The following is a 24482-nucleotide window of genomic DNA, read 5'->3' as shown; positions in this document are numbered from 1 at the left end:
CCGAGCCCGAGCGAGCCATTGATGCCGCAGATGCTGCGCTACCGGCTTGGCGGGCGCTGACTGCCCAGGAGCGCGCTGACTTACTGTTGAAGTGGCACGATCTGATGCTTGAGCATCAACAGGATCTGGCCATGCTGATGACCTACGAGCAGGGCAAGCCGCTAAAAGAAGCCGCGGGTGAAATCGCTTACGCAGCCAGCTTTTTACGCTGGTTTGCCGAAGAAGCGCGGCGCGTTTACGGCGAAACCATTCCCGCGGCAAACGCCAATCAACGTATCGTTGTCACCAAGCAACCTGTTGGTGTAGTGGGGGCGATTACGCCCTGGAATTTCCCGGCGGCGATGATTACCCGTAAAGCAGGGGCTGCATTGGCCGCTGGTTGCACGATAGTGGTTAAGCCCGCTAGCCAGACCCCTTTCTCTGCAACGGCCTTGGCGCTGTTGGCTGAGCGGGCAGGTATCCCACGCGGTGTCTTTAACGTCGTACCCGGAAGCGCTAGCGATATTGCCCAGGCGATGACTGAGTCGCCTAAAGTGCGCAAGATCACTTTTACCGGCTCGACCGAGGTTGGGCGCAAGCTGATGGCCCAGGCGGCGGAGCATATCCAGAAAATCTCGCTAGAGCTTGGTGGTAATGCGCCCTTTATTGTGTTTGAGGATGCCGATTTAGACGCGGCCGTAGAAGGCGCTATGGCCGCCAAGTTCCGCAACGCCGGCCAAACCTGCATCTGTACGAACCGCTTTTTGGTTCAGTCCAGTGTGATCAACGCCTTTTGTGAAAAATTAGCAGTGGCCATGAACAGCGAGCTGTATGTGGGGGATGGCACCAAACCCAACATTAATATCGGCCCGTTAATTGATGATAACGCCGTTAAAAAAGTCAGCGAGCATGTACAGGACGCCATCGATAATGGCGCTGAGCTGCTGTTAGGTGGTCATCCGCATCCGCTGGGCGGCAATTTCTTCACGCCGACGCTGATCAGCTTTGCCACTGACAAGATGAAAGTGGCCCACGAAGAGACCTTTGGGCCATTGGCTGCTGTCTTCCCGTTCGATGATGAAGAGACCGCCATTGAGATGGCCAATGATACCCAATATGGTTTGGCCTCCTATTTCTACTCTCGTGACCTTGCCCGCGTATGGCGTGTTTCCGAAGCGCTGGAGTACGGTATGGTGGGTATTAATACCGGTGCCATTTCCAACGCTGCTGCGCCTTTTGGGGGGGTGAAAGCCTCAGGTCTAGGTCGCGAAGGTGGCCATCAGGGGTTGGAAGAGTACTTGGAAACCAAGTATCTATGTATTGATCTTGGCTAAACTAAAAGCGTGGTAGGCGTTATTGGCCAGTAATCCATTAGCATTTGTTGATGATAGTAAGAAAGCCCCTTGGGCAGGCTCTATCAAAAGAGTGCCTAAGGGGCTTTTTGTTGCTAATGCCGGTGAGTTAACGGCTTAGTGGCGGAAGTGGCGCATGCCGGTAAATACCATGGCAATGCCTGCTTCGTTGGCCGCATCGATCACTTCCTGATCACGCATGGAACCACCGGGCTGAATAACCGCGGTAATACCTGCCGCTGCGGCGGCATCGATGCCGTCGCGGAAGGGGAAGAAGGCATCAGACGCCATCACCGAGCCGGGAACCGAAAGGCCTTCATCTGCGGCCTTAATACCTGCAATTTTAGCCGAATAAACACGGCTCATTTGACCTGCGCCAACGCCCACCGTTTGGCCCTCTTTGGCATACACAATGGCGTTGGATTTGACGAATTTGGCTACTCGCCAGGCAAAGGCAAGATCGCGTAGTTCCTGCTCGCTGGGCGCGCGCTGACTGACCACGGTCAATTCGTCGCGTGTCACCATTCCATCATCACGCTCCTGAACCAGCAAGCCACCATTGACGCGTTTAAAGTCCAGCGCAGGCTGCTGTTCAGCCGGCCAGTGGGCGCTGACGTCCAATAAGCGCACATTCTGTTTATTGGCCACGATGGCGGCGGCTTCATCGCTGACGCCCGGGGCAATAATCACCTCGACGAACTGACGGTCAATAATCGCCTGGGCGGTTTCCGCATCCAGCGGCGTATTGAAGGCGATAATGCCGCCAAACGCGCTGGTGGGGTCGGTAGCAAAGGCTTTGTCATAAGCTGCCAAGGGGGTGGCGCCAATGGCAACGCCACAGGGGTTGGCGTGCTTAACGATAACGCAGGCGGTCTCACTAAAGGCCTTTACGCACTCAAAGGCGGCGTCGGTATCGGCCACGTTGTTATACGAAAGCGGTTTGCCCTGGAGCATTTTTGCCGTGGCAACGCTGGGTTCGCGTGCCTGGGGATCAATGTAGAAAGCCGCCTGTTGATGGGGGTTTTCGCCGTAACGCATGTCCTGCTTTTTATCGAGCTGCAGGTTAAAGGTGCGTGGGAACACTTCATCCGCAGCATCCACCTTACGACCCAGATAGTCCGCAATCGCACCGTCGTAGCCAGCGGTATGCTCAAAAGCTTTCACTGCTAAATCGAAGCGTGTGGCGCGACTGACGTGGCCATCTTGGGCGGCCAGCTCGCCCAGCACGCGTGCGTAATCACTGCTATTGACCACTATGGTGGTGTAAGCATGGTTTTTGGCGCAGGCACGAACCATGGTGGGGCCGCCAATATCGATATTCTCGATGGCATCTTCCAGCGTGCAGTCGGGCTTAGCGACGGTGGCGGCGAAGGGGTAGAGATTGACCACTACCATATCGATAGGGGTTATATCGTTCTCCGCCATCACCGCATCATCCTGGCCACGGCGGGCCAGAATGCCGCCGTGAATTTTCGGGTGCAGTGTTTTAACCCGGCCATCCATAATTTCGGGGAAGCCGGTGTGTTCAGATACCTCTTTCACGGCTATGGCATTTTCTTGTAGCAGGCGGAAAGTGCCGCCTGTGGAGAGCAGTTCAACGCCATGCTCAGTGAGACCGCGGGCGAATTCCACAATGCCGGTTTTATCAGAAACGCTCAGCAGGGCGCGGCGGACGGGGGTCGCGTTGCTTTCAGTCAAGGAGGGGGTATCAGCCATGAGAGGTGTATCAGCCATTAGAGTGCTCGTGTGCAGAGTCGAGAATTAAAAACAACAACGCCCCAGGATTATGGGGCGTCACCTTCGATGAGTCCGTATAGCTTGAGTTTTTTGCGCAGCGTGCCGCGGTTTAGTCCGAGCACATCAGCGGCCCGTGTCTGATTGCCGTCGGTGTGCTCTAGAACGCAGGCCAGCAGTGGCGCTTCTACTTCGGCCATTACCATGGCGTAAAGATCGGTCGTCTGGCTGCCGTCCAAATGCTCAAAGTAGCGGCGCATAGCCGTTTCCACTGCTTCCCGGAGCGGCTGAGGCGGTGAGTTAGCCGCTGGGTCCGCTAGCGTACCTGCTAAAGGGGAGTTGCTCTCATAAAATGCGTCGCTGGCAAGAGCGTCGCTTGCGTAATTGTCGCTTGAGTAGTTGTCGCTAGATAGAAGATCGCGTTCGGTCATGCAGCATAGCTTCCTTTGGCTAGCAAACGCGTGGCGGCGCCGGGGGCCATCGCGTCATTGATCCAATCAAATTGCGTTTCAGGTGACGCTAACGCATTGAACTGCTGCTTAAGCGCGCGCTGTTGTGGCGGCGTAAAGCGTTGGTCATCATTGAGGTACCAGCCGACATGTTTGCGCGCGATACGCACACCCATAGTGTTGCCATAAAACGCGTGCAACGCTTCTAAGTGCCCGTGAAGCACTTGGTGGCGCTCCGAAAGACTTGGCTGCGCCATCCGCTCTCCATGTTGGAGATAGTGGTTGATCTGTTGAAAGATCCACGGGTTACCCTGAGCACCACGGCCGACCATCACTGCATCAGCGCCGGTATAAGCGAGTACCTCGGCGGCTTTTTCCGGACTTGTTATGTCGCCGTTCGCAATTACCGGGATCGATAGGTGAGATTTGATCTCGGCAATCGTGTCGTACTCTGCCTGTCCAGTATAGCGCTGTTGGCGATGACGGCCATGCACAGCGAGCGATTGAATACCGGCTGACTCGGCAAGCCGGGCAATGCGCAGGGCATTATTTGATTCGGCGCACCAGCCTGTGCGGATTTTGAGTGTGACGGGTATATCAACCGCTGCCACCACCGCATCGAGTATCTCCGCCACCAATGCTTCATCGCGAAGTAACGCCGACCCTGCCGCTTTGTTACACACTTTTTTGGCCGGGCAACCCATATTAATATCAATAATCTGCGCGCCCAGCTCGGCATTCAAGCGCGCCGCCTGGGCAAGCATGTCTGCATCGCCCCCGGCGATTTGCACCACGCGGGGGGCGGGCTCGCCCCTATGATCCATGCGCAGCTGTGATTTGCGAGTATGCCATAGGCTGGGGTCTGCCGTGACCATTTCCCCCACTACCCAGCCAGCGCCAAGCCGCCGGCATAGCTGGCGAAAAGGGCGGTCGGTGACGCCGGCCATTGGTGCAAGCATAACCCGGTTGGGTAATGTAAACGAACCAATGGCGACTGATCCAATGTTGGCAGGTGATGGGTTTAACGTCATGGCATCAGACTTTATTGGTTTTGAGCAGTGAGCGCTGGGGTGGCGACGAGTAGGCGTTTCAAGGGGGCGTATGATACGCCTACTCGCTGATGGGGTGAAGGCCAATTACCGCTTTAACGCGAACGTAGGCCACTAAGCCGTACCCATCCTTCGCGGATGACAGGCTCATCCATGATAAGACCCTGCGCTGCATAGGCTTCGTAAACGTCATCGGCCTGATTGGCCAAAATCCCCGATAGCGCAACGCGGCCACCCGGCGCTACATGCCCGGCAATCATCGGCGCTAGCTCAACCAACGGGCCGGCTAAAATATTGGCGGTCACGATAGGGTAGTGGCCGCCATCGCTTAACTGCTCAGGGTAGTAGAGGCTTAACGCCGACTCGGCAATAGCGTTGCGTTCGGCATTGTCGCGGCTGGCCTGCAGTGCCTGGGGGTCAATGTCGGTGGCATCTGCATGGCTGGCACCCAGCTTGAGCGCGGCGATAGCCAGAATGCCGGAGCCACAGCCTACATCCAACACCTTTTGCTCGGCTAAGTGACCGGCTACGGCGAGTTCATCCAGCCACTCCAGGCACAGGGCTGTGGTGGGGTGCGTACCGGTGCCAAAGGCGAGGCCAGGGTCGAGAATCAGGTTAACGGCGTCGACCTCGGGCGGTTCGTGCCAGCTGGGCACGATCCATAGCCGCTGGCCCATGCGTAAAGGGGTGAAGTCATCCATCCACTCCCGCTCCCAATCCCGGTCAGCGAGCAGCTCATACTCAATGGTCGGGCAGGGCTCACCGGGCATCTGCTCCGACCAAGCGGCCTCAATGCGCTCCAGCATGCTCTCGACGCCCTCCAGGTCGTCGTAGAGACCGGTGAGGATGGTATCTTCCCACAGCGGTGTTGTGCCCCGCTCGGGCTCAAATACCGGATCATCGTGGGCATCCTGAAGGCCAATGGCGGTCGCGCCTTCCTCAAGCAGTAGCTCTTCGAGGAGCTCGGCCTGTTCGGGAGCGACGTGGGCTTTGAGTTGCAGCCAGGGCATGGAAGTTCTCCGCAAGGCGATTTAAAGACGCTTTCAGTAAAGACAAAGACGGGGTGGACATGGCCACCCCGCTGGGGATTACGCAGTGCGCTGGAAAGCGTTTAGCGGCTAGCTGCCGAGTTTCTTTTCCAGGTAATGAATGTTGACACCGCCTTGACGGAAATAGCTGTCGCGAACCAAATCCTTTTGCAGGTCGATATTGGTTTTAATACCTTCCACCAGCAGCTCGTCAAGGGCGTTGCGCATGCGTGTCAGGGCTATTTCACGATCTGCGCCCCAGGTGATCAGCTTGCCGATCAGCGAATCATAGTGCGGGGGGACGGTGTAGCCGGTATAGAGATGAGAGTCCATACGGACGCCTAAACCACCGGGAGCGTGAAACAGCGTAACCTTGCCGGGAGAGGGCATAAACGTGCGCGAGTCTTCGGCGTTAATCCGGCACTCGAAGGCGTGGCCGTTGAGCTGGACATCTTCCTGACGAATGGACAGTGGCAGGCCGGAAGCGATACGCAGTTGCTCTTTGACGATATCTACGCCGGTGACCATTTCGGTGACCGGGTGCTCGACCTGAACGCGAGTATTCATCTCGATAAAGAAGTACTCGCCGTCTTCATACAAGAACTCAAAGGTACCGGCGCCACGGTAGTTGATCTTGATACACGCCTGTCGACATGCTTCAAGCACTTGAGCGCGGGCTTCAGGATCCAGGCCTGGCGCTGGGGCTTCTTCGAGTACTTTCTGATGACGACGTTGAAGCGAACAGTCGCGGTCATAAAGATGGATGGCGTTACCCTGACCGTCGGCGAGCACCTGTACTTCGACGTGGCGCGGCTTCTCAAGGTATTTTTCCATGTAGACCGTGCCATCACCAAAGGCAGCGTGGGCTTCAGTGCGGGTAACGGTAATCGCCGACAGCAGATGGCCTTCAGTGTGTACCACGCGCATACCGCGGCCACCGCCGCCAGAAGCCGCCTTAATGATGACCGGGTAGCCGATACGCTGTGCAGTGGCTAAGTTGGTGGCGTCGTCGTCACCCAGTGGGCCGTCGGAGCCTGGCACAGTGGGAACGCCCGCTTCCTTCATTGACTGGATGGCACTGACTTTATCGCCCATCAGGCGAATGGTCTCAGCGCGGGGGCCAATAAAGGTAAAGCCTGAACGCTCAACCTGTTCGGCAAAGTTGGCGTTTTCAGACAAAAAGCCATAGCCCGGGTGTATGGCAGAGGAGTCAGTGACTTCGGCCGCACTGATCAGGGCCGGAATATTTAAGTAAGACTGCGCTGACGAAGCCGGGCCAATACACACGGCTTCATCCGCCAAGCGAACGTGCATGAGTTCACGATCAGCTTTGGAGTGCACCGCTACGGTTTTAATGCCCAGTTCTTTACAGGCCCGCAGGATACGGAGGGCAATCTCGCCGCGGTTGGCGATAAGTACCTTGTCCAGCATGGGAGAGTCCACCCGTGTTGAAAATGAAAGATTAAGCGATAACGATCATGGCTTGATCGAATTCTACCGGCTCGCCATCTTCCACCAGGATGGCTTCCACAATACCGTCACGGTCAGCTTCAATCTGGTTCATCATTTTCATGGCTTCAATGATGCATATGGTGTCGCCCTGCTTAACGCTATCGCCGACTTCAACAAAGGATTTGGCGCCCGGCGCTGGGCTGCGGTAGAAGGTGCCTACCATGGGTGAGTTTACGGCTTCGCCCTGGTAGCTTGCGCCCTGAGGCTCTGCTTCAGAAGCAGGCGCTGATGCGGGAGCGCCTGCAGCGGGGGCGGCGGGAGCATAGCCAGGATGCTGCGCATATTGCGGCATCGGCTGTGGCTGCCACGAAGCACCGTTAGGATGGCGGCTGATGCGTACTGACTCTTCGCCTTCCTGAATTTCAATCTCGCTAATATTGGACTCTTCGAGCAGCTCAATCAGTTTCTTAACTTTGCGGATATCCATGGCATAGCCCCATCAATGTCTTAAAAGGTAGTTGCAAAGCGCTCACGCATAGGTGCAGGGAGCTCTTTATGGCGCGTACGTTGCGCAGTAAACCAAATTTAAAAATGAGGAGAACGCAGCATGTTTGCGAACGTTACCCCGTTCTCACCGTTAAAAAAGCAAGTTTTTAGCTAATATGGGAGCGGAGTTTGCCGAAAAAGTGCCAGGATGTCCAGCAACAGCCTAAGCCAATGGCAAAACCAGCCTTTAGAGCAGAATTAAACAACTGTTTGACGATGTTCGCAGCAAAAAGCCGTTTTAGTGTCTTGCAGTGTGTGTAGACAGAGATAGCAATCAGCCGTTCACTACCCAGCGATTGACCGATTCAAGATGTTCGTAGAGCTGGTCGGCTGTCACTTCGCCTTGGATACGCGCAGCACGAATCTCCTCACCCTGGCTGAAAAAGAGCAGGCTTGGGGGGCCGAAAAGATCGAATTGATTCAGCAATTCACGGCTTTGAGGATCTGTATGAGTGACATCGGCAGCGATCAGGGTGTAGTCGTTGAGCGCCTCAGAAACTCGTGGGTCGGGATAAACATCCCGTTCCAATAACTTGCATGAAATGCACCAGTCGGCGGTAAAGTGGACAAAGGCAGGCTGGTTAGCCTCTGCCGCTTGGCTGATGGCCGCTTCAAGCTCGGTTAGGCTGCTTACCTGAGTGAATTCGAGTGTTGCTACGTTATTTCCGCTAGTGCTGGAGGCTGCCGCAAGGGGGCGTAAGGGGTTGCTGCCGCCTTGAGCGGCGCCAATCACCAGCACGATTCCCCAAGCTAGCAGCATAAGCCCCAGCGTTTGGCGTGCCCGCGGCCACCCCTGTGGCTGGTTGAAACTCAGCGCCCCAAGCGCCAGTGCCGTGCCGATGGCAAGGGCTGCCCAAAGCAGCAGCGCAATAGGTGCGGCTACTAAACGCTCAATCATCCAGATGGCGACACCTAGCAGCAACAGCCCAAAAGCGATTTTGACGCCATTCATCCAGGCACCGGAGCGGGGCAGCAGGGTGGCGCCAAAGGTGCCTACCAAAAGAAGCGGTACGCCCATGCCCATGCCCAGCGCAAACAGCACCGCGCCGCCCATCGCAGCATCCCCTGTTGAGGAGATAAACACCAGCGCGCCGGCCAAAGGCGCCGTTACACAGGGCGATACCACCAGCACCGAGAGGGCGCCTGCCAGGGCTAAACCCGCCGGGCCACTGCGCTGTGCCCGGGCCTGCCAAGCGTCGATACGGTTGGCTAAGCGGGGCGACAGGTTAAGGTTAAAGGCCCCGAACATGGCCAGGGCAAAGAGCGTAAAGAGCACGGCAAAGGTGATTAATACCGGGGCTGACTGCAGGTGCGCCTGAAGATTAAGCCCGGCGCCAAACAGCCCCATTAATACCCCAACCAGGGCGTAGGTCAGCGCCATACCGAGTACATAGCTTAACGAGAGGGCAAAGGCGCGGGGGCGTGTGGGGTTCTGGCCGACGACGATCGATGACAAAATCGGAATCATCGGCAGCACGCAGGGGGTAAAGGTGAGGCCCAGGCCAGCAATAAAAAACAGCCCTAGCGCTAGCGGAAGACTGGCGTCGCTGATCGCAGCGCTAAAGCGGCTGTCCTCGCTTTGAGGCCCCGAGAAGTCACGCTGTGGGGTGGCCGTTTCACTTGCGGTGTTATCACCTGCTTGCCAGTTTGCAAATTGATTGGGTGGCTCCGTTTCGCTTGCCTGAAGCTGCGTCCGCTCCGGTGGGTAGCATAAACCCGCGTCTGCGCAGCCTTGGAAGGTTAACTCAATATTTAAAGGGCCTGAGTAGGGCGCTTCCAGCGGTACTTCAAACACTAACTGGTCACGGAACACATACACATCGCCCATAAACTCATCGTTGGTAAAGATGCCCTGGGGGATGGTGGGATCGCCAAGACTGACCCCCTCCGTTTGGCTGACTACCGCAAACTGGTGGCGATAAAGATAGTACTCATCGGCAATATCCATACCGATATAGAGTGTATCGCTATCATGCCAAGCGGTCGGCTGAAAGGCTTCCATGACGGGTAAAAATTCGTCTTGGTTGCTAGACGATGAAAACCACTGGGCGTTGGCACTTAGCGGGAGTAGGCCAACAAAAAAAATCAATAGCGTAAACAGGCTCAGGCGTTGAATAGCTAACACGGTGCGTCCTTAATCAATGGCATCGCAGTGAAAGGCAAATAGCATACCGCAACCTTATACCTCTGGCGTATACGCTGCGGTGACGTGACGCGGCCGTTAATAATGCGTTAATCCTGCGCATATAAAAAGACCGCCCTGAAGGCGGCCTCTTATCCCATTGACGGCGGGAAAATACACCGCAAGGAGATTGTTACGCTTTTTGATAGGCGGTAACGGACTTCTCAATCGCCTTGCGAGCAGCGTCAGCACCTTCCCAAGACTCTACTTTTACCCATTTGCCTTTCTCGAGATCCTTGTAGTTCTCGAAGAAGTGCGCAATCTGCTGGCGCAGTAGCTCGGGTAGGTCGGTCACTTCGTGGACATCGTCGTAGAGCGAACTTAGCTTGGCGTGGGGCACGCAGATCAATTTAGCGTCTTCACCGGCTTCGTCAGTCATGTTCAGAATGCCTACCGGACGCGCGCGAATAATGCTGCCAGGTTGAACCGGGTGCGGCGTCACCACCAAGGCGTCAAGCGCATCGCCATCGTCGGCCAGGGTGTGGGGGATAAAGCCGTAGTTGGCGGGGTAGAACATGGGCGTGGCCATAAAGCGGTCAACGAGTAGCGCACCCATGTCCTTATCAATTTCATATTTGATCGGGTCGTGGTTGGCTGGAATTTCGATCACCACGTAAACGTCGTTGGGGAGATCCTTTCCAGCAGGGATATTATCGAAGTTCATCATTGATTCCTTGATAGTGCTGTGGCTAGAGTCGTGCCGTGGTTAGGCAATCGTTTCAGAGTCGTTTTATGGCGAAGAATTATACGAACATGGCTGCCCAATTACCAATGCGACATAGGTTGCTCGTGGGTGATCATTCATATGCCCTGCAATTTGGACGAATACGATAGAGACGTTTGGTGGGCATCGTTTCTGCTCCGCTGCGTGTATCATAGGCAGCGTTTATTGACAGTGTTGGTTGACAGTGATGTCCATCGAACGAGTCGGCAGCCTAGGAGGATGACTTGTCGCACGCCCAGTTGCTCATCAGTTATGGTCAAGCGTTTGTCGCGCCCGATCGGCGCCTGCACCGCAGCTCAATGTCGGTTCGCTTTCCTGAAGCGCCGCTGCTTCGCGCCAAAGGCGGCTGTGCGGTGATTAGCGACTCCATTTCACGCAATACCATGGCCAAGCAGGCGGGAGATATAAGCGTGCGCGGCTTTCTGGCCGACTACTTTTCTACCCCTGACCACTGGGATGTTAAAACCTCGGCCACCCGCGTACTGCGTGCGCTTAACAGCTGGTGTTACAGCCAAAGCCAGCATGTTAAAGAGGGTAGTTTTGTCTCCTCCATGTCGGCCATGGTATTTCGTGGTCGTGAAGCCCACCTTTTCCACATGGGCGATACGCTGGTGTTTCGGTTGCGGGGTGCGGAGTTTGAACAGCTCAGTCGTGACCATGTGACCGATCTCGGCGGTTATCGCTACCCTTCGCGGGCGTTGGGTATGGATGGCAGTGTCGATATTGATTACACCCATATTGCGCTTAAACAGGGCGATCTGTTTCTGTTTACCACCCAGGGGGTGCGCGGCACGCTGCTGCCTTCCGACTATGTGCGCCTGATTCGCCAGGATGCCAGCGATTTGGACGCCGCTTGTGAGCGGCTAGCCAATGAGGCCAAGCAGCGCGCTCAGGAGCGCGGCTACGGCGGCGATCAGTTCTGTTTTCAACTGGTACGCATCGACGAATTACCCGAAGAGGTCACCGAACACCCAGGGCAGCTATACGGCGATCTGCCCATCCCTCCAGAGCTGGCGCCGGGAGAACGTTTAGACGGCCTGGAGATTCTCGCGGTGCTTTCGCGAACGGCGCAATCGCGGGTTTATCGTGTCCGCGACGTGCATAGTGAACGGGAAATGGTGATGAAAGCACCCAGCCCAGAACTTTCGTTGCGCAATGCCTATCTTGAGCACTTTCTACTCCAGCAGTGGGTAGTGGAGCGGGTGAACTCGCCCTTTGTGGTGAAAGTGATGGAGCCTTCCCGGCCGCGGCGCTATCTCTACTACTTGATGCAGCACATTGAAGGCGAAACGCTGCGGCAATGGGCGGAGCGCCATCCTCAAGCCAGCTTGACCCAGCGTCTGGATATTGCCAATCAGCTGGGTAAGGCGGTGCAGGCGCTGCATCATCGGGAAATCATTCATCAGCAGATCAATCCCGATAATATTTTGATCGACCCCCACGGCAAGCTAGTGCTCACCGATTTTAGTGCTTGCCATATGCGCGATGGGGAAGGGCACCGCCACTCAGGTGAGTTGCTCAGGCAGATTGGCTTTAACGAACACACCGCACCTGAGTACGCCTTGGGTGATAGCATCGGTCGACGCAGCGATCAGTACTCGCTGGCCTCGACGACTTACTGGCTGTTAACCGGCGCTTTACCCTATACGTTGACCCCCAACCGACTGCGCAGCCATACCGACCTGGAAGAGTTGACCTATCGCAGCGCGCGCACCACCAATCCAGAGATATCACCCGAACTGGACGATGCGCTACGCCGCGCCTTGGATCCCCAGCGGGCGCTGCGGTTTAGGCGTATGTCCGAGTTTTTGCATGCGCTTAGGGTGCCGCTGGGCCGGCTGCCCAACCGGGAAGAGAGTCGCCAGGAGCCGCGGCGGTTTTGGCAGGGGGTGGCAGGCATATTGCTGTTGCTGCTCGTGCTTTCCTGGCTATTAAGGTAGCAAAGCGCCTAAAAAAGCGGGGCGATGAATCACTTCATCGCCCCGCTTTTTTATTGCTGCTCTTTTTAACCTTGCTGTATTACAGCGTAAAAGCAGGCAACTTGCGTTCTGCTTTGGCCAGCTTCAGTTTGGCGACTTTGGGTAGGCCGTTCTCAAACGGAGGGAAGTCCTCGCCCTGAATCAGCGGTGAGAGGTAGTCCCGGCAGGTCTGGGTAATCGCAAAGCCGTTTTCGCTGATAAAGTCCCGGGGCATAAACTTCTCTTGATTAGCCACCTGGGAAAGCGGGGCGGAGATCACGTCCCACTGGTAGGGCGCCTGAGAGATGCGGCGAATAGCGGGCATCATGGCGTTTTTACCCGCCAGCGCCAGTGTCACAGCTTCACGACCCACCGCATAAGCTTGTTCAACGTCGGTCTTAGACGCCAGGTGACGCGCCGCACGCTGGAGGTAATCAGCTACGGCCCAGTGATACTTGTAGCCCAAATCCTGTTTGATCATGCCAGCGAGCGTCGGGGCGACGCCGCCAAGCTGGCGGTGGCCAAACGCATCGGTATTACCTGCATCGGCCAGGAAGGTGCCATCTTCGTAGCGAGCGCCCTCAGAGACCACGATGACGCAGTAGCCATACTGCTTAACACTCTCCTCAACCCGTGCCATGGCCGCTTTACGGTTGAAGGGGATCTCCGGGAAGATAATCATATGTGGCGGCTCGCCTTCGGCTTCGCCAGCTAACCCACCGGCGGCAGCGATCCAGCCCGCGTGTCGGCCCATGACTTCGAGCACAAATACCTTGGTAGAGGTGGCGCACATGGAGGCGATATCCAGCGATGCTTCCAGCGTCGAAGTGGCGATATACTTAGCCACACTGCCAAAGCCCGGACTGTTATCGGTAATCGGCAGGTCGTTATCGACGGTTTTGGGCACGTGGATAGCGGTCAGCGGATAGCCCAGTTTCTCGGAAAGCTGCGAGACCTTTAAGCAGGTGTCAGCGCTGTCACCGCCACCGTTGTAGAAAAAATAGCGAATATCGTGGGCTTTAAAGACTTCAATCAACCGCTCGTACTGGGCGCGGTGGGTATCGATGTCTTTTAATTTATAGCGGCAGGAGCCGAAAGCGCCGCCGGGTGTATGGCGCAGGGCAGCAATGGCTGCATCGCTCTCCTGGGTAACGTCGATAAGGTCTTCCGTTAAGGCACCGATAATGCCGTTATGACCGGCGTAAACCTTGCCAATTTGATCGGGGGCTTGGCGGCAGGCTTCGATAACGCCGCAGGCGCTGGCGTTGATCACGGCGGTGACGCCACCTGATTGGGCGTAAAAGGCATTATGCTGGGCCATGGAAACGTCTCATCTCTTAAAAACGGATAGTTTGAATCGATATATTTATCACCGCCAAATACGCGCTACCCCGCATTGTCGGTGCTAAACCAGATTGATGTAATGGGGCGAAGTTTAGCGTAAAGCCTGGTTCTCTGCATCAATGGCTCGCTGCATCAGCGGCTACGCTGTTGACGATAAGGTATTAATCCGCACCGTCCATTTCTTGCTCGCGTTGGGCTAGCTGCCAGCCGCCCAGGTCTTTATAGCGATTGACCATGGCGCAAAACAGCTCGGCGGTGCGCTCAGTGTCATAGCGAGCGGAGTGGGCGGCCTTGTTATCAAACTCAATGCCCGCAGCACGGCATGCTCTGGCAAGTACCGTTTGCCCATAGATCAGGCCTGCCAGAGTGGCGGTATCAAAGCTCGAAAAAGGGTGGAACGGGTTGCGCTTAATCCCGCAGCGATTGACCGCTGCGTTCAGGAAGCCCTGATCGAACGCCGCATTATGGCCGACTAAAATGGCGCGGGTGCAGTCGTGGGCCTTGATCGATTTACGAATTGGGCGGAAAATTTCTCCCAGCGCTTCCGACTCGCTCAGCGCTACTTGGCGACGCAGAGGGTCGTCCAGGTTGATACCGGTAAAATCGAGCGCGGACTGCTCTACATTCGCGCCCTCGAAGGGCTGAATGTGGTAGGCATAGGTGGCATCAGGAAGCAGGTTGCCCTCCGGATCCATGGTCAGCGTGACGGCGGCTATCTCAAGCACAGCGTCGCCTTGGGCATTAAATCCCCCGGTTTCTAAATCAACGACCACGGGCAGGTAACTGCGAAAACGTTGGGCCATTAATTCGCGGGCAATTGCCTCGCTCATGCAGCTCTCCTTATCTTCAAGCGAGTAAATAGTAAAGCGAGATCAGTCAACCTCAGCGGCAAGCCACCGCTTTGAATGGTGTGATTCTAGCAGCTTTAGCCCCCAGGCGTCGTTGACGGTATTCGCTGAGCATTGAGAGCGCTATACTCAAGGTCTGTCTCAAGGGCTATGCCGACGAGCTATGCCCAAAGAGCTATCACATTCGCCGAGCGCTAGTGGCCAGTGTGGTGTTTACTAATCAATATTTTATGGTCAACGAGGAGCAAAGAATGTCCGATGTCAAAAAGGTTGTGCTGGCGTATTCAGGCGGCCTGGACACATCCGTTATCGTTAAGTGGTTGCAAGAAACCTACAACTGCGAGGTAGTGACCTTTACTGCCGACATCGGTCAGGGCGAAGAAGTCGAACCGGCGCGAACCAAAGCGCAAGCGCTTGGCGTAAAAGAGATTTACATTGAAGACCTGCGCGAAGAGTTCGTACGTGATTATGTTTTCCCGATGTTCCGCGCCAACACTATTTATGAGGGCGAGTACCTGCTGGGTACCTCTATCGCTCGCCCGCTGATTGCCAAGCGGTTGATCGAAATCGCCAATGAAACCGGTGCCGACGCTATTTCCCATGGCGCCACGGGTAAAGGCAACGACCAGGTGCGCTTTGAGCTCGGTGGCTATGCTCTGAAGCCTGGTGTAAAAGTCATCGCCCCTTGGCGCGAGTGGGACTTGACCTCTCGCGAGAAGCTAATGGCGTATTGCGAAGAGCATAAAATTCCGGTTGATTTCTCTAATAAAAAGAAAAAATCGCCGTACTCAATGGATGCCAATCTGCTGCACATCTCCTACGAAGGCGGCATTCTGGAAGATCCCTGGGCCGAAGCGGAAGACGATATGTGGCGCTGGAGTGTCTCTCCGGAAGCCGCGCCCGATACCCCCACTTACGTTGAGCTGACGTATGAAAAGGGCGATATCGTAGCGATTGACGGTGAGCCGCTGAAAGCCCATGAAGTGCTCGAAAAACTCAATAAACTGGGTGGCGACAACGGTATCGGCCGTTTGGATATTGTTGAAAACCGCTATGTGGGCATGAAGTCCCGTGGCTGTTATGAAACGCCAGGGGGCACGATCATGTTACGCGCCCACCGCGCCATTGAATCACTGACTCTGGATCGCGAAGAAGCCCACCTGAAAGACCAACTGATGCCGAAATACGCTGAAGTGATCTATAACGGTTACTGGTGGAGCCCCGAGCGTCGTATGCTGCAGGCAGCCATTGACGAGACCCAAAAGAATGTATCGGGCGTCGTACGCATGAAGCTCTATAAAGGCAACGCTATCGTGGTGGGGCGTAAGTCTGATGAGTCGCTGTTTGATGAATCAATCGCTACCTTCGAAGATGATGCGGGTGCATACGACCAGAAAGATGCCGAAGGCTTTATTAAGCTAAACGCGCTGCGGTTGCGCATTGCCGCCGGTAAAGGGCGTAAACAGAGCTGATTAAGCGCTGATAAAAGCAGCCTATACCTTGTAGGGCGGCTATCGCATTGCCGCCCTACAAGCAAAGGAGCCATGGTTTTTAAACATGGTTTTTAAAAAAGGAGCCAGCATGCTAAAAAAAATACTTTCCGGTCTCTTTGGCAGTGATCGTCAGGCTGAGTCGGGCGCTACCACCAGCGCTGCTGAGCCGGTGGAGTACAAAGGCTACGAGATTGTTTCTCAGCCAGACAACCAGAGCGGTCAGTACCGTGTTAGCGGTTGGATTCGTAAGGCTGACGCCAGTGGTGAAACCCTGGAGCATCGATTTGAGCGTTCAGATATGCTCCCAGGGCGCGAGGCCTGTGATGCCATGATGGTCACTAAAGCGCAGCGCTATATTGATGAAGTGGGTGAGGCGATGTTTGCGCCAGACCCGCGTAGGGCAGGCGAGAGCGAGTAGCAACAACGCCGTCATAATATAGTGAAGGAGAGGCACATGCGCTTATTACACCAAGCCTCACCTTGGCGCTCTCTATTCCATGAGGATGGAACACTCAATACCTCGGCGGTGAATGCGCCGTTAGAGCAGCTCTTCTCGAAACTCTTCTCGACACTCTCCTCGCCGCAAACCTCATTAGCTGATGCCTATGCGTGGCAACTGCCGCTGGTGGAAACGTTGGCGCATTATGATCTCCCCGCCTGGCGTATTAGCCAAATCATCAGTGATCACAATGCGTTACTCTACCGTCACGCAATAGCGCAGTCCCTTGACGAAATGCAGGCCCAGGGCTGGGGTACTCCGCCAGTCGACTACTGCGTGCTACTCCTAGGCTCCGCTGCACGCTTTGAGAGCCTGCTAGGCCCCGACCAGGATAATGCGCTGATTATTGACAATTACCCTGACCACCGCCACGTGGAGATCGACGGCTATTTTCAAGCCTTGGGTGAGCGGTTTACCCAGCGCCTGCATGAGGCGGGTATACCGCTCTGCCAGGGGCATGTCATGGCGCGTTGGCCGATGTGGCGCAAACGGCTTGGCGAATGGCAAGCACAGCTCGAGATATGGAGCGCTGACCGCCAGGTTAAACGCGTTCAGCAGACCAATATCCTGCTCGATTTTGCCCCGGTAGCTGGTAATTCTGGGCTTGCTGTGCAACTGGCTGAGAGCATCGCTTCGATACTTCCCAAAGCGTCACTGTTTATGGATGAAATGATGGCGTTACTGGATGAGCTACCGGTGGCGCTGGATCGTTTTGGGCGGCTCGCTTCAAGTCCAGGTCTGGATGCCCCCCATGAGCAAGCCATTAATCTTAAGCAGCAAGCTTTGTTGCCCTTGATTAGCGCTGCCCGTTTGCTCTGCCTGCGGCACGGTTTGGACGAAATAGCCACTCGTGATCGCTTGATCGCGCTCAGTCATTCAAAGACTGCGCTAACGCCGGCTGAATCGGCGTTGCTTGTCGCCGCTTTTGAGCGTCTGCAGCAGCGCCTGTTGGATCAACAGCGGTACAGCAAAGCCCTTGGCCAAGCCGCAGATGGATGGGTCGACCTGCGGCGGCTACGCGAAGATGAGCGACTGTTATTGAAGTTTGACCTGCAGCAGATCAAGCGTTTGAGTTCTGCTGCTCAAGGAGGGGTATAAATAGCTCAGCTTGCATCGGTATACACCAGTGAGCGAGCTTTAGAGGCTGCTTGAAGAATGACGTCGGGCGGAAAATCAACGGGAGAAAACTGGCTCTCCGCTGCCTCCACATCATCGAGCAACTTACCTAATGAGCCTGTGCGTTGATTGATTGCATCTTCTATAAGCCTGCCAAGTCTGATTTCACTATTCATGAGCTCTGCACTAATACCGAGAATAGTGGGCATGAGCGAGAATAAACCGGCAATAAAGCTTTCCTGCTCATCGAGTCGGCGTTGTCCAGCCATCATTTCACATGCAAATGCACGAGTTAATCCCTTGATAAGGTTGAGTTTGCTAACAGGGCTGTTGTTGGCGAGCATTACTATGGTGACCAGGGTACGTAGTTCCCTCAGTCCTATAATATGTAAACAATCAATCAGCTTAGTCGTAGGGCGGCGTGAACCTTTCTCAGCGGAATTAGCGCGCTTGAATATTGCTCTTAGTAAGTAGGGATCCCTAGCGACTAACGTACTGATTTCAGAGAGACGTACGTTGTCACTATACAGTGCGGAGAGTAACTGCATTTGGTTGGCGCGTGACGTTGAGAGACGAGCCGTTTGCGTAGGTTGGGTTTTGGGGCGTTCATAAAAATAGCCCTGGAAAAGAGTAAAACCAAGCGCTTTACACTGGTTAAACTCCTCCTGCGTTTCCACTCGTTCCGCCAGAAGCGTAACCCCTTCTTTATGCAGCTGTTTTATAAGTTTTTTGGGTATGCTATTGGAGATATCAAACTTGACGATGTCACAGAAGGGTAGAAAAGCGTGGTTATGTTCATCTAAAACAAAATCATCTAGTGCTAATTTATAGCCTTGGCTTTTAATGTAGTGCAAGGCATCAATTACTTCTTTAGTAGGTGGGGTATCTTCGAGAACCTCAATAACTATTTGCTGACTAGGCAGTCCAGTCAGATCTGGGTTGGTGAGCCACTCCGCGGAAGCGTTAATAAACAATTGGCGTGAGCCGCAAAGTTTATCAAGACCAATTTCATAGACAGCAATAGCACACGCTCTTGCAGTGGCTTGAACATTATCAAAAACATTGGCGGTTTGATTTGTTTCATTAGCACGGTAAAGAAGTTCATCGGCGACATGACGTAGCTGAGCATCAACGATTGGCTGAATCGCAATAGTATACTCATTAGTGTTCGCTTGTGTAGAAAGGTGACACTCATTTTTCATCGGCTCGTCCACGACATGCGGCTTTAGGCGAAAGTAGAACTCTGGGGTAAAGAATAACTTAGTTTTAGATAGTAAAGCTAGCGATTGTAACTAATATGTGATCAATGCTTTACGTTAATGGCGCGGCGGGGAGTTCCAGCGTTAAACAGGCGCCGCCTAAGGTTTTGGCATCTTCAACCCAGAGCCGCCCACCCAGGTGGGCAATAATGCCGCGACTAATCGGTAACCCTAAGCCGCTGCCTCTTGGCCGACCTCGTGGAATATCATCGTCCTGCTGTATTTGATGGAATTTTTCAAACACCCGCTCACGCTCGTCTTCGCTAATCCCCGCGCCGTTATCCTCCACACTTAGCCGGAAATGACGGCGGTGGCGATAAAGCGTAAGACGCACTTTGGGCTGCTCGCGGTCAGCAAATTTACCTGCGTTATCAAGCAGGTTAATAATCACCTGCTCCAAGCGATCATGGTCGCCCACCACCATGGCGGGATCCGCTTCCAAGCTAACGTCTAACGCAATGCCGCGCTCCTCATGCAGATGCGCAATGGCATCGATGCTATGCCGTGCCAGATCGGCAAGGTCGAGGGGCACGGGGTTAAGCGTTAAGCGACCACTCTCCAGACGGGCGAGATCCAGAATCTCTTCGATTAAGCGTGACAGCCGCTGGCTTTCGTGGACGATAACGCCTAGAAAGTGCTGGCGCTTTTCGTCGGGGAGTTGTCCGCTATCGCGCAGAATTTCCGCAAAGGCGCGGATGGAGGTGAGCGGCGTGCGTAGTTCGTGGCTGACCATGGCCACAAACTCATCTTTCAAGCGATCCAGCTCGCGTAGCCGCTCATTGGCGCTACGCAACTCTTCGCCGATTTGTACCAGCTCCTGGGACTTCTGCTCCAAACGGCGGTTGTACTCCAGGGTTTGTGAGGTCGTATCCAGTATGCTCAGAATCGACTCAATATCCAGCGCTTCGCCACGTACTACCGAATTGATCAGAACGCGTGCTGAGGAGCTGCCCAGCGCGCCCGCCAGAGCCTGTTCGGCGCGGGTAATCAGCTCGGCGGTGGCGGGCTCATCCGCTGCATAGGTACTTTTGCTACCGCTATGGCTAAACACGCGGCGAGTGGTCTGGGCACCCAAATAGCGAACAAGCAGCTCTTTGAGCGCCCCCTGGGTGGTTTGCCCGCGCCATAGTGAGGTAGATAGCGAGGTGGTTTGCAGGTTGGGGTGCATCGCCTCCGTGAAGAGTGCCGCCTGGGTTTGCTCAAGGGGGGTAGGGCGGGTAAACAGCGAGACACCCACCAATAGCCCCATGTTGGCCAGCATGCTCCAGAGCAGCGAATGGGTATAAATATCCCAGTTCTCCAGGCCGAATAAGCCATAGGGCATCAACCAGGCAATTCCCCAGGGGCCTTCAGTTAGCAGCGATGTGTCTAACCAGCCGGACTGGGCAAACCCGGGTAGCAGCAGCGTATAACACCAGATCAAGAACCCGGCGATTAAACCAACGGTGGCGCCTTGTCGCGTTGCGCCGCGCCAATAAAGGCCAATCAACAGCGATGGGGCAAACTGAGCTGCCCCGGCAAAGGAGACCAGCCCAATCGTCACTAAACTATAGGAGTCACCAATCAGCGCATGGTAGAGATAGCCGAGCAGCAGAATCAGCACGATAGCGATTCGCCGAATACCCAGCAGCCAACCGGCAAGCTCCCCTTTGGTGCTTAGGTGCAGCCGTCGTGAGCGCAGCAGCAGCGGCATCACCAGTTGGTTACTGACCATGGTGGAGAGCGCAATGGTCTCCACAATCACCATACCTGTTGCCGCCGAGAGGCCACCAATAAACACCAGGAGCGGCAGGCCTTCCAAACCGGCGGAGAGTGGTAGCGTCAGCACGAAGCTGTCCGGGTCGCCCGCGCTTACACCTAGCAGCAGGCCTGCCAGGGCAATGGGAATAACGAATAGGTTAATCAGCAGCATGTAGAGGGGAAATAGCCAGCTCGCTCGCGTTAAATGCTGCTCGTCGACATTCTCTACCACCAATACCTGGAACTGCCGGGGCAGGGTTAGAAAGGCCAGAAAGGCTAGCACTAGCATGCCCACCCAACCGGTGACACCACCAGGCACGCGATCCAAGCGCATGCTATCGACAAGGGCAGGCGTGGCCGCTACCTGTTCAAACAGCGCGGCGGGGCCTTCAAACATCACAAACACCACGAACACGCCAACGGCCATAAAGGCCACCAGTTTTACGATGGATTCCACCGCGATCGCCGCTACCATGCCTTCATGGCGCTCGCTGGCATCCAGATGGCGGGTGCCGAACAGAATAATAAATACCGCCAACACCAGCGCGACCCAGAGGGATTTATCCATCCAGAAGTGTTCATCCACCAAGGTGGTGTCGGCCGCGCGGGGATAATTGATCAGCACCGCGTGGCTCACGGTAATGGCTTTTAACTGCAGGGCGATATAGGGGGTGATGCTAATGAGTGCCATCAGCGCCACCAGGGCGCCTAGGCTAGTGCTTTTGCCATAGCGGGCGCTGATAAAGTCGGCAATGGAGGTGATCCGCTGCCGTGCGGCGATGCGTACCATCTTGCGGATAACAAAAGGGGCCAGCAGCATCGCCAGCGTCGGCCCCAGGTAGATAAGCAAAAAGCTGGGGCCGTATTCGGCGGCGCGTCCTACGCTGCCGTAGAAGGTCCAGGCCGTGCAGTAAACCGCAATAGAGAGGGCATAGACCGTCGGCGAGCCAATGATGGAACGACCCTGCTCCGCTCGTCGGTCACCCCAGGCGGCGACCACAAACAGCAGCGCCAAGTAACCAAAGGCGGCACCGAGGATAATCGCCTCACTACGCATGGTTAGCGGCCTGCACGCTGTTCCATGAGCCAAGCGGTTAAGCCGATTACCACGGCCCAGGCGATAAATAGATAGAGAGGCAGCCAGCCCACACTAACGGTGGGGAGTCGATCGACCACGATAATCAGCGGCGGGCAGAACAGTAGCAGGGCAATCGCCACCAGGGCGACTAGACGCTCTGTTTGGCGGGATTTCATTGCGAACGTTCTCATTAGGCACTGGCATCCTGTCGGTCAAAGGCGTTGGCTTGCAGCGCCAGCAGTTGCTCAAGTGTATCGACCCCACGGGCTTCCAGGCGTGGCAGCAGGGCTAGCCATAGCTCGGCGGTGACGCGGGCATCGCCTAATGCAGTGTGGCGCGTGCCCGGCGGAAAAGCCAGATCGTAGCGCTGAGCAAGGCTATCCAGGTCATGTCCATCGAGTGCTTCGTCCAGTGCCCGTGAAATCAGCAGGGTGTCGATGATGGGGATATCAAAAGCGACCCCTTTGTGGCTGATGGCAAGCAAATCAAAGGCAGCGTTATGGGCCAGCAGTACCGCTTCACCGACATAATCACGAAAGCGGGTAAGCACAATGTCCAGCGGTGGTGCACCGAGCACATCGGCATCGGTAATGCCGTGAATCGCAGTGCTTGCAGGCGGGATCGGCCGCTGGGGATCCACTTTTTGATCAAAAACCTCGCTGGCCAATAAACGCGCGTTGACCACGCGGCAGGCGCCAAGGCTAATCACGGTATCGCCCCGGCGCAGTTCAAGCCCGGTGGTTTCGGTATCAAAGGCGACTATTTCCAAGCTGCGCAGCGTTCGGCTGGCCAGCGCTTCATCCGGCGGGGGCAGGTCGGCAATGCCAAAATCATGGAATTCAGGACGCGGCGGCGCGGTCTCCCGTGGGGCGCCGACCCGCTCCATAGCGGGCAGGGGAAGTCGCAGGCGTGAATGAACGCCATCCTCGTCGGCAAGGCTCCAGATATCGCTGGCATGTTGACGCATTACATCAGCGACACTGGGCGTCAACGGCAGCGAGGTGAGCGGCTGCTGGCGCCACTCAGCCAGCTCATGCTCGGGGATCGCTTTGCCGCGCCAAATAAGGTCGAGGTAGACACGCTTGTTGCCCAGGCATATCTCACCCTCAAAGCCGTTGTCAGGAAGGTGGGTATTGAGGTGTTTGACCAGCGAGTCGAACAGCGCTATCAGCGCCGGTGCGTCGCCTTTAAACCAGGCCGGCATACCCACCGGAGTGATCAAGCGGTGCTCTGGATCGAGGCGCTCATCCAATGCCTGCCAGAAGTCGTTTGACCACATGGGGGTTAAGCGCTCGCCCTGGTGCTGCATATCGTCGAGTAGTTGGCCGATTTTGGCCACGTTGTCGCCGAGGGTTATGCCCTCTTCGTGGATAACCCGCTCAAAACGTTGGCGCAAAGCAGACGTGCTGGCATCATTTTGATCGCGCAGTTGAATCAGAGCATCGGCGGCGCTGGTTAGGCTGGCGGTATGCTGTCGCAGAGGTGTCAGCATGGCCGCCAGTTCTGCTCTAACGCCCATTTCACTCGACCAGGAGGCGGTGGCGTCGCTAAAGGTCAGCAGTGTTTCGCCATCGCTACCCGGTACGCGGCGTAAGATTACCTTGAGCCAGCGGTTATCGCAGGGCGCCAACAACTCCCTCGGGGAGCCGTCGTGGGGCAGTTGGCTGAGCACCTGCTGTAAGCTCGCCACCGGTAGCAGCGCCTCCAGGCGCTTGCCCAGCCCTAGGCCGGTATTACCCGCAAAAAAATCCTCTGCCGCCTGGTTAAACAGCATAAGACGGCGGTGGTGGTCACACAGTAGCAGTGGCGTTTCGAGCACTTGCAGCAGCGTTTCCAGCTCCTGACGAATACGCGCCGCGCTGCGTGCTCCGTCTGCGTGGGCGGTGGCGAGACGGTTGCGATCCTCGCGCCAGCTTTCGCGTACCCGGCGCAGGTCGGGCCCCAATCCTTTTAGCCATCCCTCGGGCGGGTGTTCGTCCCGGGCATCGGGGGTGGCGACTAAGCGTGCTAGTTGTACCTGTAAATGGCGCAGTGGGGTAAACAGCATGCGCTCAAGCACCAAACCGACTAAAAAAATCGTTGCGCCACCGGAGAAGCTGCCTAGCCAGAGGGCGATGCGGGTTACACCGGTGGGGGCAAGCTTGGCATCCAACCAGGCGGCAAAAATGGCCCCGCCCAGCAAACTGATGCCGCTGAGCAGCAGCCAGAGGCCAATCAGGCGCTGACGTTTGGGCAACCCGCCTCGCGTCATGGCTGCTCCTCACTGAGTAGTGCTTTGACTTTTTCCACCAGTGACTGGGTAGAGAAGGGCTTGGTGATGTAATCATCGGCGCCTAGTGCCATGCCTTTTTCCCGCTCTACATCACGCCCGTGAGCAGTCAGCATGATAATTGGCAGTTGGGCGGTGGCCGCTTCGCTACGCAGCCGCTCCAACACGTCAAAACCGCTTATCCCCGGCAAGCTAATATCAAGCAGCAGTAGATCGGGCTGGCTCTCATTCACACTTGCCAGGGCCTGTTCTCCATCTTCGGCGGTGACGACCTCAAACCCCGCTTGTTCCATTAGGAATTCCAGCGATAAAACAATGTTGGGTTCGTCATCGACAACGAGCACTTTAGCCATGGAGCTCTCCAGCTTGTATTTGTTTTAACA

Annotated in this window: 20 protein-coding genes; 5 read left to right on the top strand and 15 right to left on the bottom strand. The window is 55.8% G+C overall.

The features are described 5' to 3' along the window. Positions 1-1313 (top strand): NAD-dependent succinate-semialdehyde dehydrogenase (locus JI62_RS18615; RefSeq protein ID WP_240513296.1); only part of this gene is annotated, 1313 nt, incomplete at its 5' end. A 135-nt stretch (positions 1314-1448) separates the two neighbouring features. Here the strand turns inward: JI62_RS18615 and purH are convergent. The 8 genes from purH to ppa all read right to left on the bottom strand — a co-directional run bounded on the left by purH (position 1449) and on the right by ppa (position 10435). After that, positions 1449-3065: a bifunctional phosphoribosylaminoimidazolecarboxamide formyltransferase/IMP cyclohydrolase gene (gene purH, locus JI62_RS18610; protein WP_170938593.1), complete on the bottom strand. Its 1617-nt coding sequence runs from the start codon at positions 3063-3065 to the stop codon at positions 1449-1451. Between the two features lie 50 nt (positions 3066-3115). Beyond that, positions 3116-3496: a DNA-binding transcriptional regulator Fis gene (fis, locus tag JI62_RS18605; protein WP_088701598.1), complete on the bottom strand. Its 381-nt coding sequence runs from the start codon at positions 3494-3496 to the stop codon at positions 3116-3118. Continuing rightward, on the bottom strand, positions 3493-4545 hold the full coding sequence (dusB, locus tag JI62_RS18600; protein WP_088701597.1) for a tRNA dihydrouridine synthase DusB: 1053 nt from the start codon (positions 4543-4545) through the stop codon (positions 3493-3495). Before dusB ends, fis begins: the two co-directional genes overlap by 4 nt. A 113-nt stretch (positions 4546-4658) precedes the next feature. Next, the gene (prmA, locus tag JI62_RS18595) at positions 4659-5573 is read right to left on the bottom strand and encodes a 50S ribosomal protein L11 methyltransferase (protein WP_088701596.1); all 915 of its coding nucleotides are present in this window, start codon (positions 5571-5573) and stop codon (positions 4659-4661) included. A gap of 108 nt (positions 5574-5681) precedes the next feature. Further along, a complete protein-coding gene (gene accC, locus JI62_RS18590) occupies positions 5682-7022 on the bottom strand; it encodes an acetyl-CoA carboxylase biotin carboxylase subunit (RefSeq protein WP_088701595.1) in 1341 nt (446 codons plus the stop codon). A 31-nt stretch (positions 7023-7053) separates the two neighbouring features. Beyond that, positions 7054-7530, bottom strand: a complete 477-nt coding sequence (gene accB, locus JI62_RS18585) for an acetyl-CoA carboxylase biotin carboxyl carrier protein (RefSeq protein WP_088701594.1) — start codon at positions 7528-7530, stop codon at positions 7054-7056. A 333-nt stretch (positions 7531-7863) separates the two neighbouring features. Beyond that, positions 7864-9714 (bottom strand): protein-disulfide reductase DsbD, encoded by a 1851-nt coding sequence (dsbD, locus tag JI62_RS18580; protein WP_088701593.1) that lies wholly within the window; start codon positions 9712-9714, stop codon positions 7864-7866. Positions 9715-9904: 190 nt separating this feature from the next. After that, entirely contained in the window at positions 9905-10435 is a 531-nt protein-coding gene (gene ppa, locus JI62_RS18575; protein ID WP_022523655.1) for an inorganic diphosphatase, read from the bottom strand. A 284-nt stretch (positions 10436-10719) separates the two neighbouring features. Between ppa and JI62_RS18570 the strand changes: the two genes are divergently transcribed. Next, a complete protein-coding gene (locus JI62_RS18570; protein WP_088701592.1) occupies positions 10720-12435 on the top strand; it encodes a bifunctional protein-serine/threonine kinase/phosphatase in 1716 nt (571 codons plus the stop codon). A 79-nt stretch (positions 12436-12514) separates the two neighbouring features. Here JI62_RS18570 and JI62_RS18565 read toward each other — a convergent pair whose 3' ends face one another. After that, on the bottom strand, positions 12515-13774 hold the full coding sequence (locus JI62_RS18565; protein WP_088701591.1) for a 6-phosphofructokinase: 1260 nt from the start codon (positions 13772-13774) through the stop codon (positions 12515-12517). Positions 13775-13958: 184 nt separating this feature from the next. Beyond that, complete coding sequence (gene rnt, locus JI62_RS18560) at positions 13959-14627, bottom strand: ribonuclease T (protein ID WP_088701590.1); 669 nt, start codon at positions 14625-14627, stop codon at positions 13959-13961. Between the two features lie 269 nt (positions 14628-14896). Between rnt and JI62_RS18555 the strand changes: the two genes are divergently transcribed. From JI62_RS18555 to JI62_RS18545, 3 genes are all read left to right on the top strand, one after another. Further along, positions 14897-16117, top strand: coding sequence for an argininosuccinate synthase (locus JI62_RS18555; protein WP_088701589.1), 1221 nt, complete (start codon positions 14897-14899; stop codon positions 16115-16117). 109 nt (positions 16118-16226) lie between these two features. After that, positions 16227-16556, top strand: coding sequence for an HlyU family transcriptional regulator (locus JI62_RS18550; protein ID WP_088701754.1), 330 nt, complete (start codon positions 16227-16229; stop codon positions 16554-16556). A gap of 36 nt (positions 16557-16592) precedes the next feature. Further along, positions 16593-17735, top strand: coding sequence for a DUF294 nucleotidyltransferase-like domain-containing protein (locus tag JI62_RS18545; RefSeq protein ID WP_088701588.1), 1143 nt, complete (start codon positions 16593-16595; stop codon positions 17733-17735). Between the two features lie 5 nt (positions 17736-17740). Here the strand turns inward: JI62_RS18545 and JI62_RS18540 are convergent, their stop codons facing one another. From JI62_RS18540 to JI62_RS18520, 5 genes are all read right to left on the bottom strand, one after another. Continuing rightward, complete coding sequence (locus JI62_RS18540) at positions 17741-18967, bottom strand: EAL and HDOD domain-containing protein (RefSeq protein ID WP_240513295.1); 1227 nt, start codon at positions 18965-18967, stop codon at positions 17741-17743. A gap of 97 nt (positions 18968-19064) precedes the next feature. After that, positions 19065-21809: a sensor histidine kinase gene (locus JI62_RS18535; RefSeq protein WP_088701586.1), complete on the bottom strand. Its 2745-nt coding sequence runs from the start codon at positions 21807-21809 to the stop codon at positions 19065-19067. Positions 21810-21811: 2 nt separating this feature from the next. Then, positions 21812-22021, bottom strand: coding sequence for a hypothetical protein (locus JI62_RS18530; RefSeq protein ID WP_088701585.1), 210 nt, complete (start codon positions 22019-22021; stop codon positions 21812-21814). After that, positions 22021-24081, bottom strand: coding sequence for a 3'-5' exonuclease (locus JI62_RS18525; RefSeq protein ID WP_088701584.1), 2061 nt, complete (start codon positions 24079-24081; stop codon positions 22021-22023). The genes JI62_RS18530 and JI62_RS18525 overlap by 1 nt, the downstream gene beginning before the upstream one ends. After that, a complete protein-coding gene (locus JI62_RS18520) occupies positions 24078-24452 on the bottom strand; it encodes a response regulator transcription factor (RefSeq protein ID WP_088701583.1) in 375 nt (124 codons plus the stop codon). Before JI62_RS18520 ends, JI62_RS18525 begins: the two co-directional genes overlap by 4 nt. Between the last annotated feature and the right edge of the window lie 30 nt (positions 24453-24482).

The organism is Halomonas campaniensis, assembly GCF_002211105.1.
GTDB lineage: Bacteria > Pseudomonadota > Gammaproteobacteria > Pseudomonadales > Halomonadaceae > Vreelandella > Vreelandella campaniensis_A.
The sequence above is the reverse complement of the archived record's forward strand: the minus strand, read 5'-3'. Positions and strand labels throughout refer to the sequence as shown.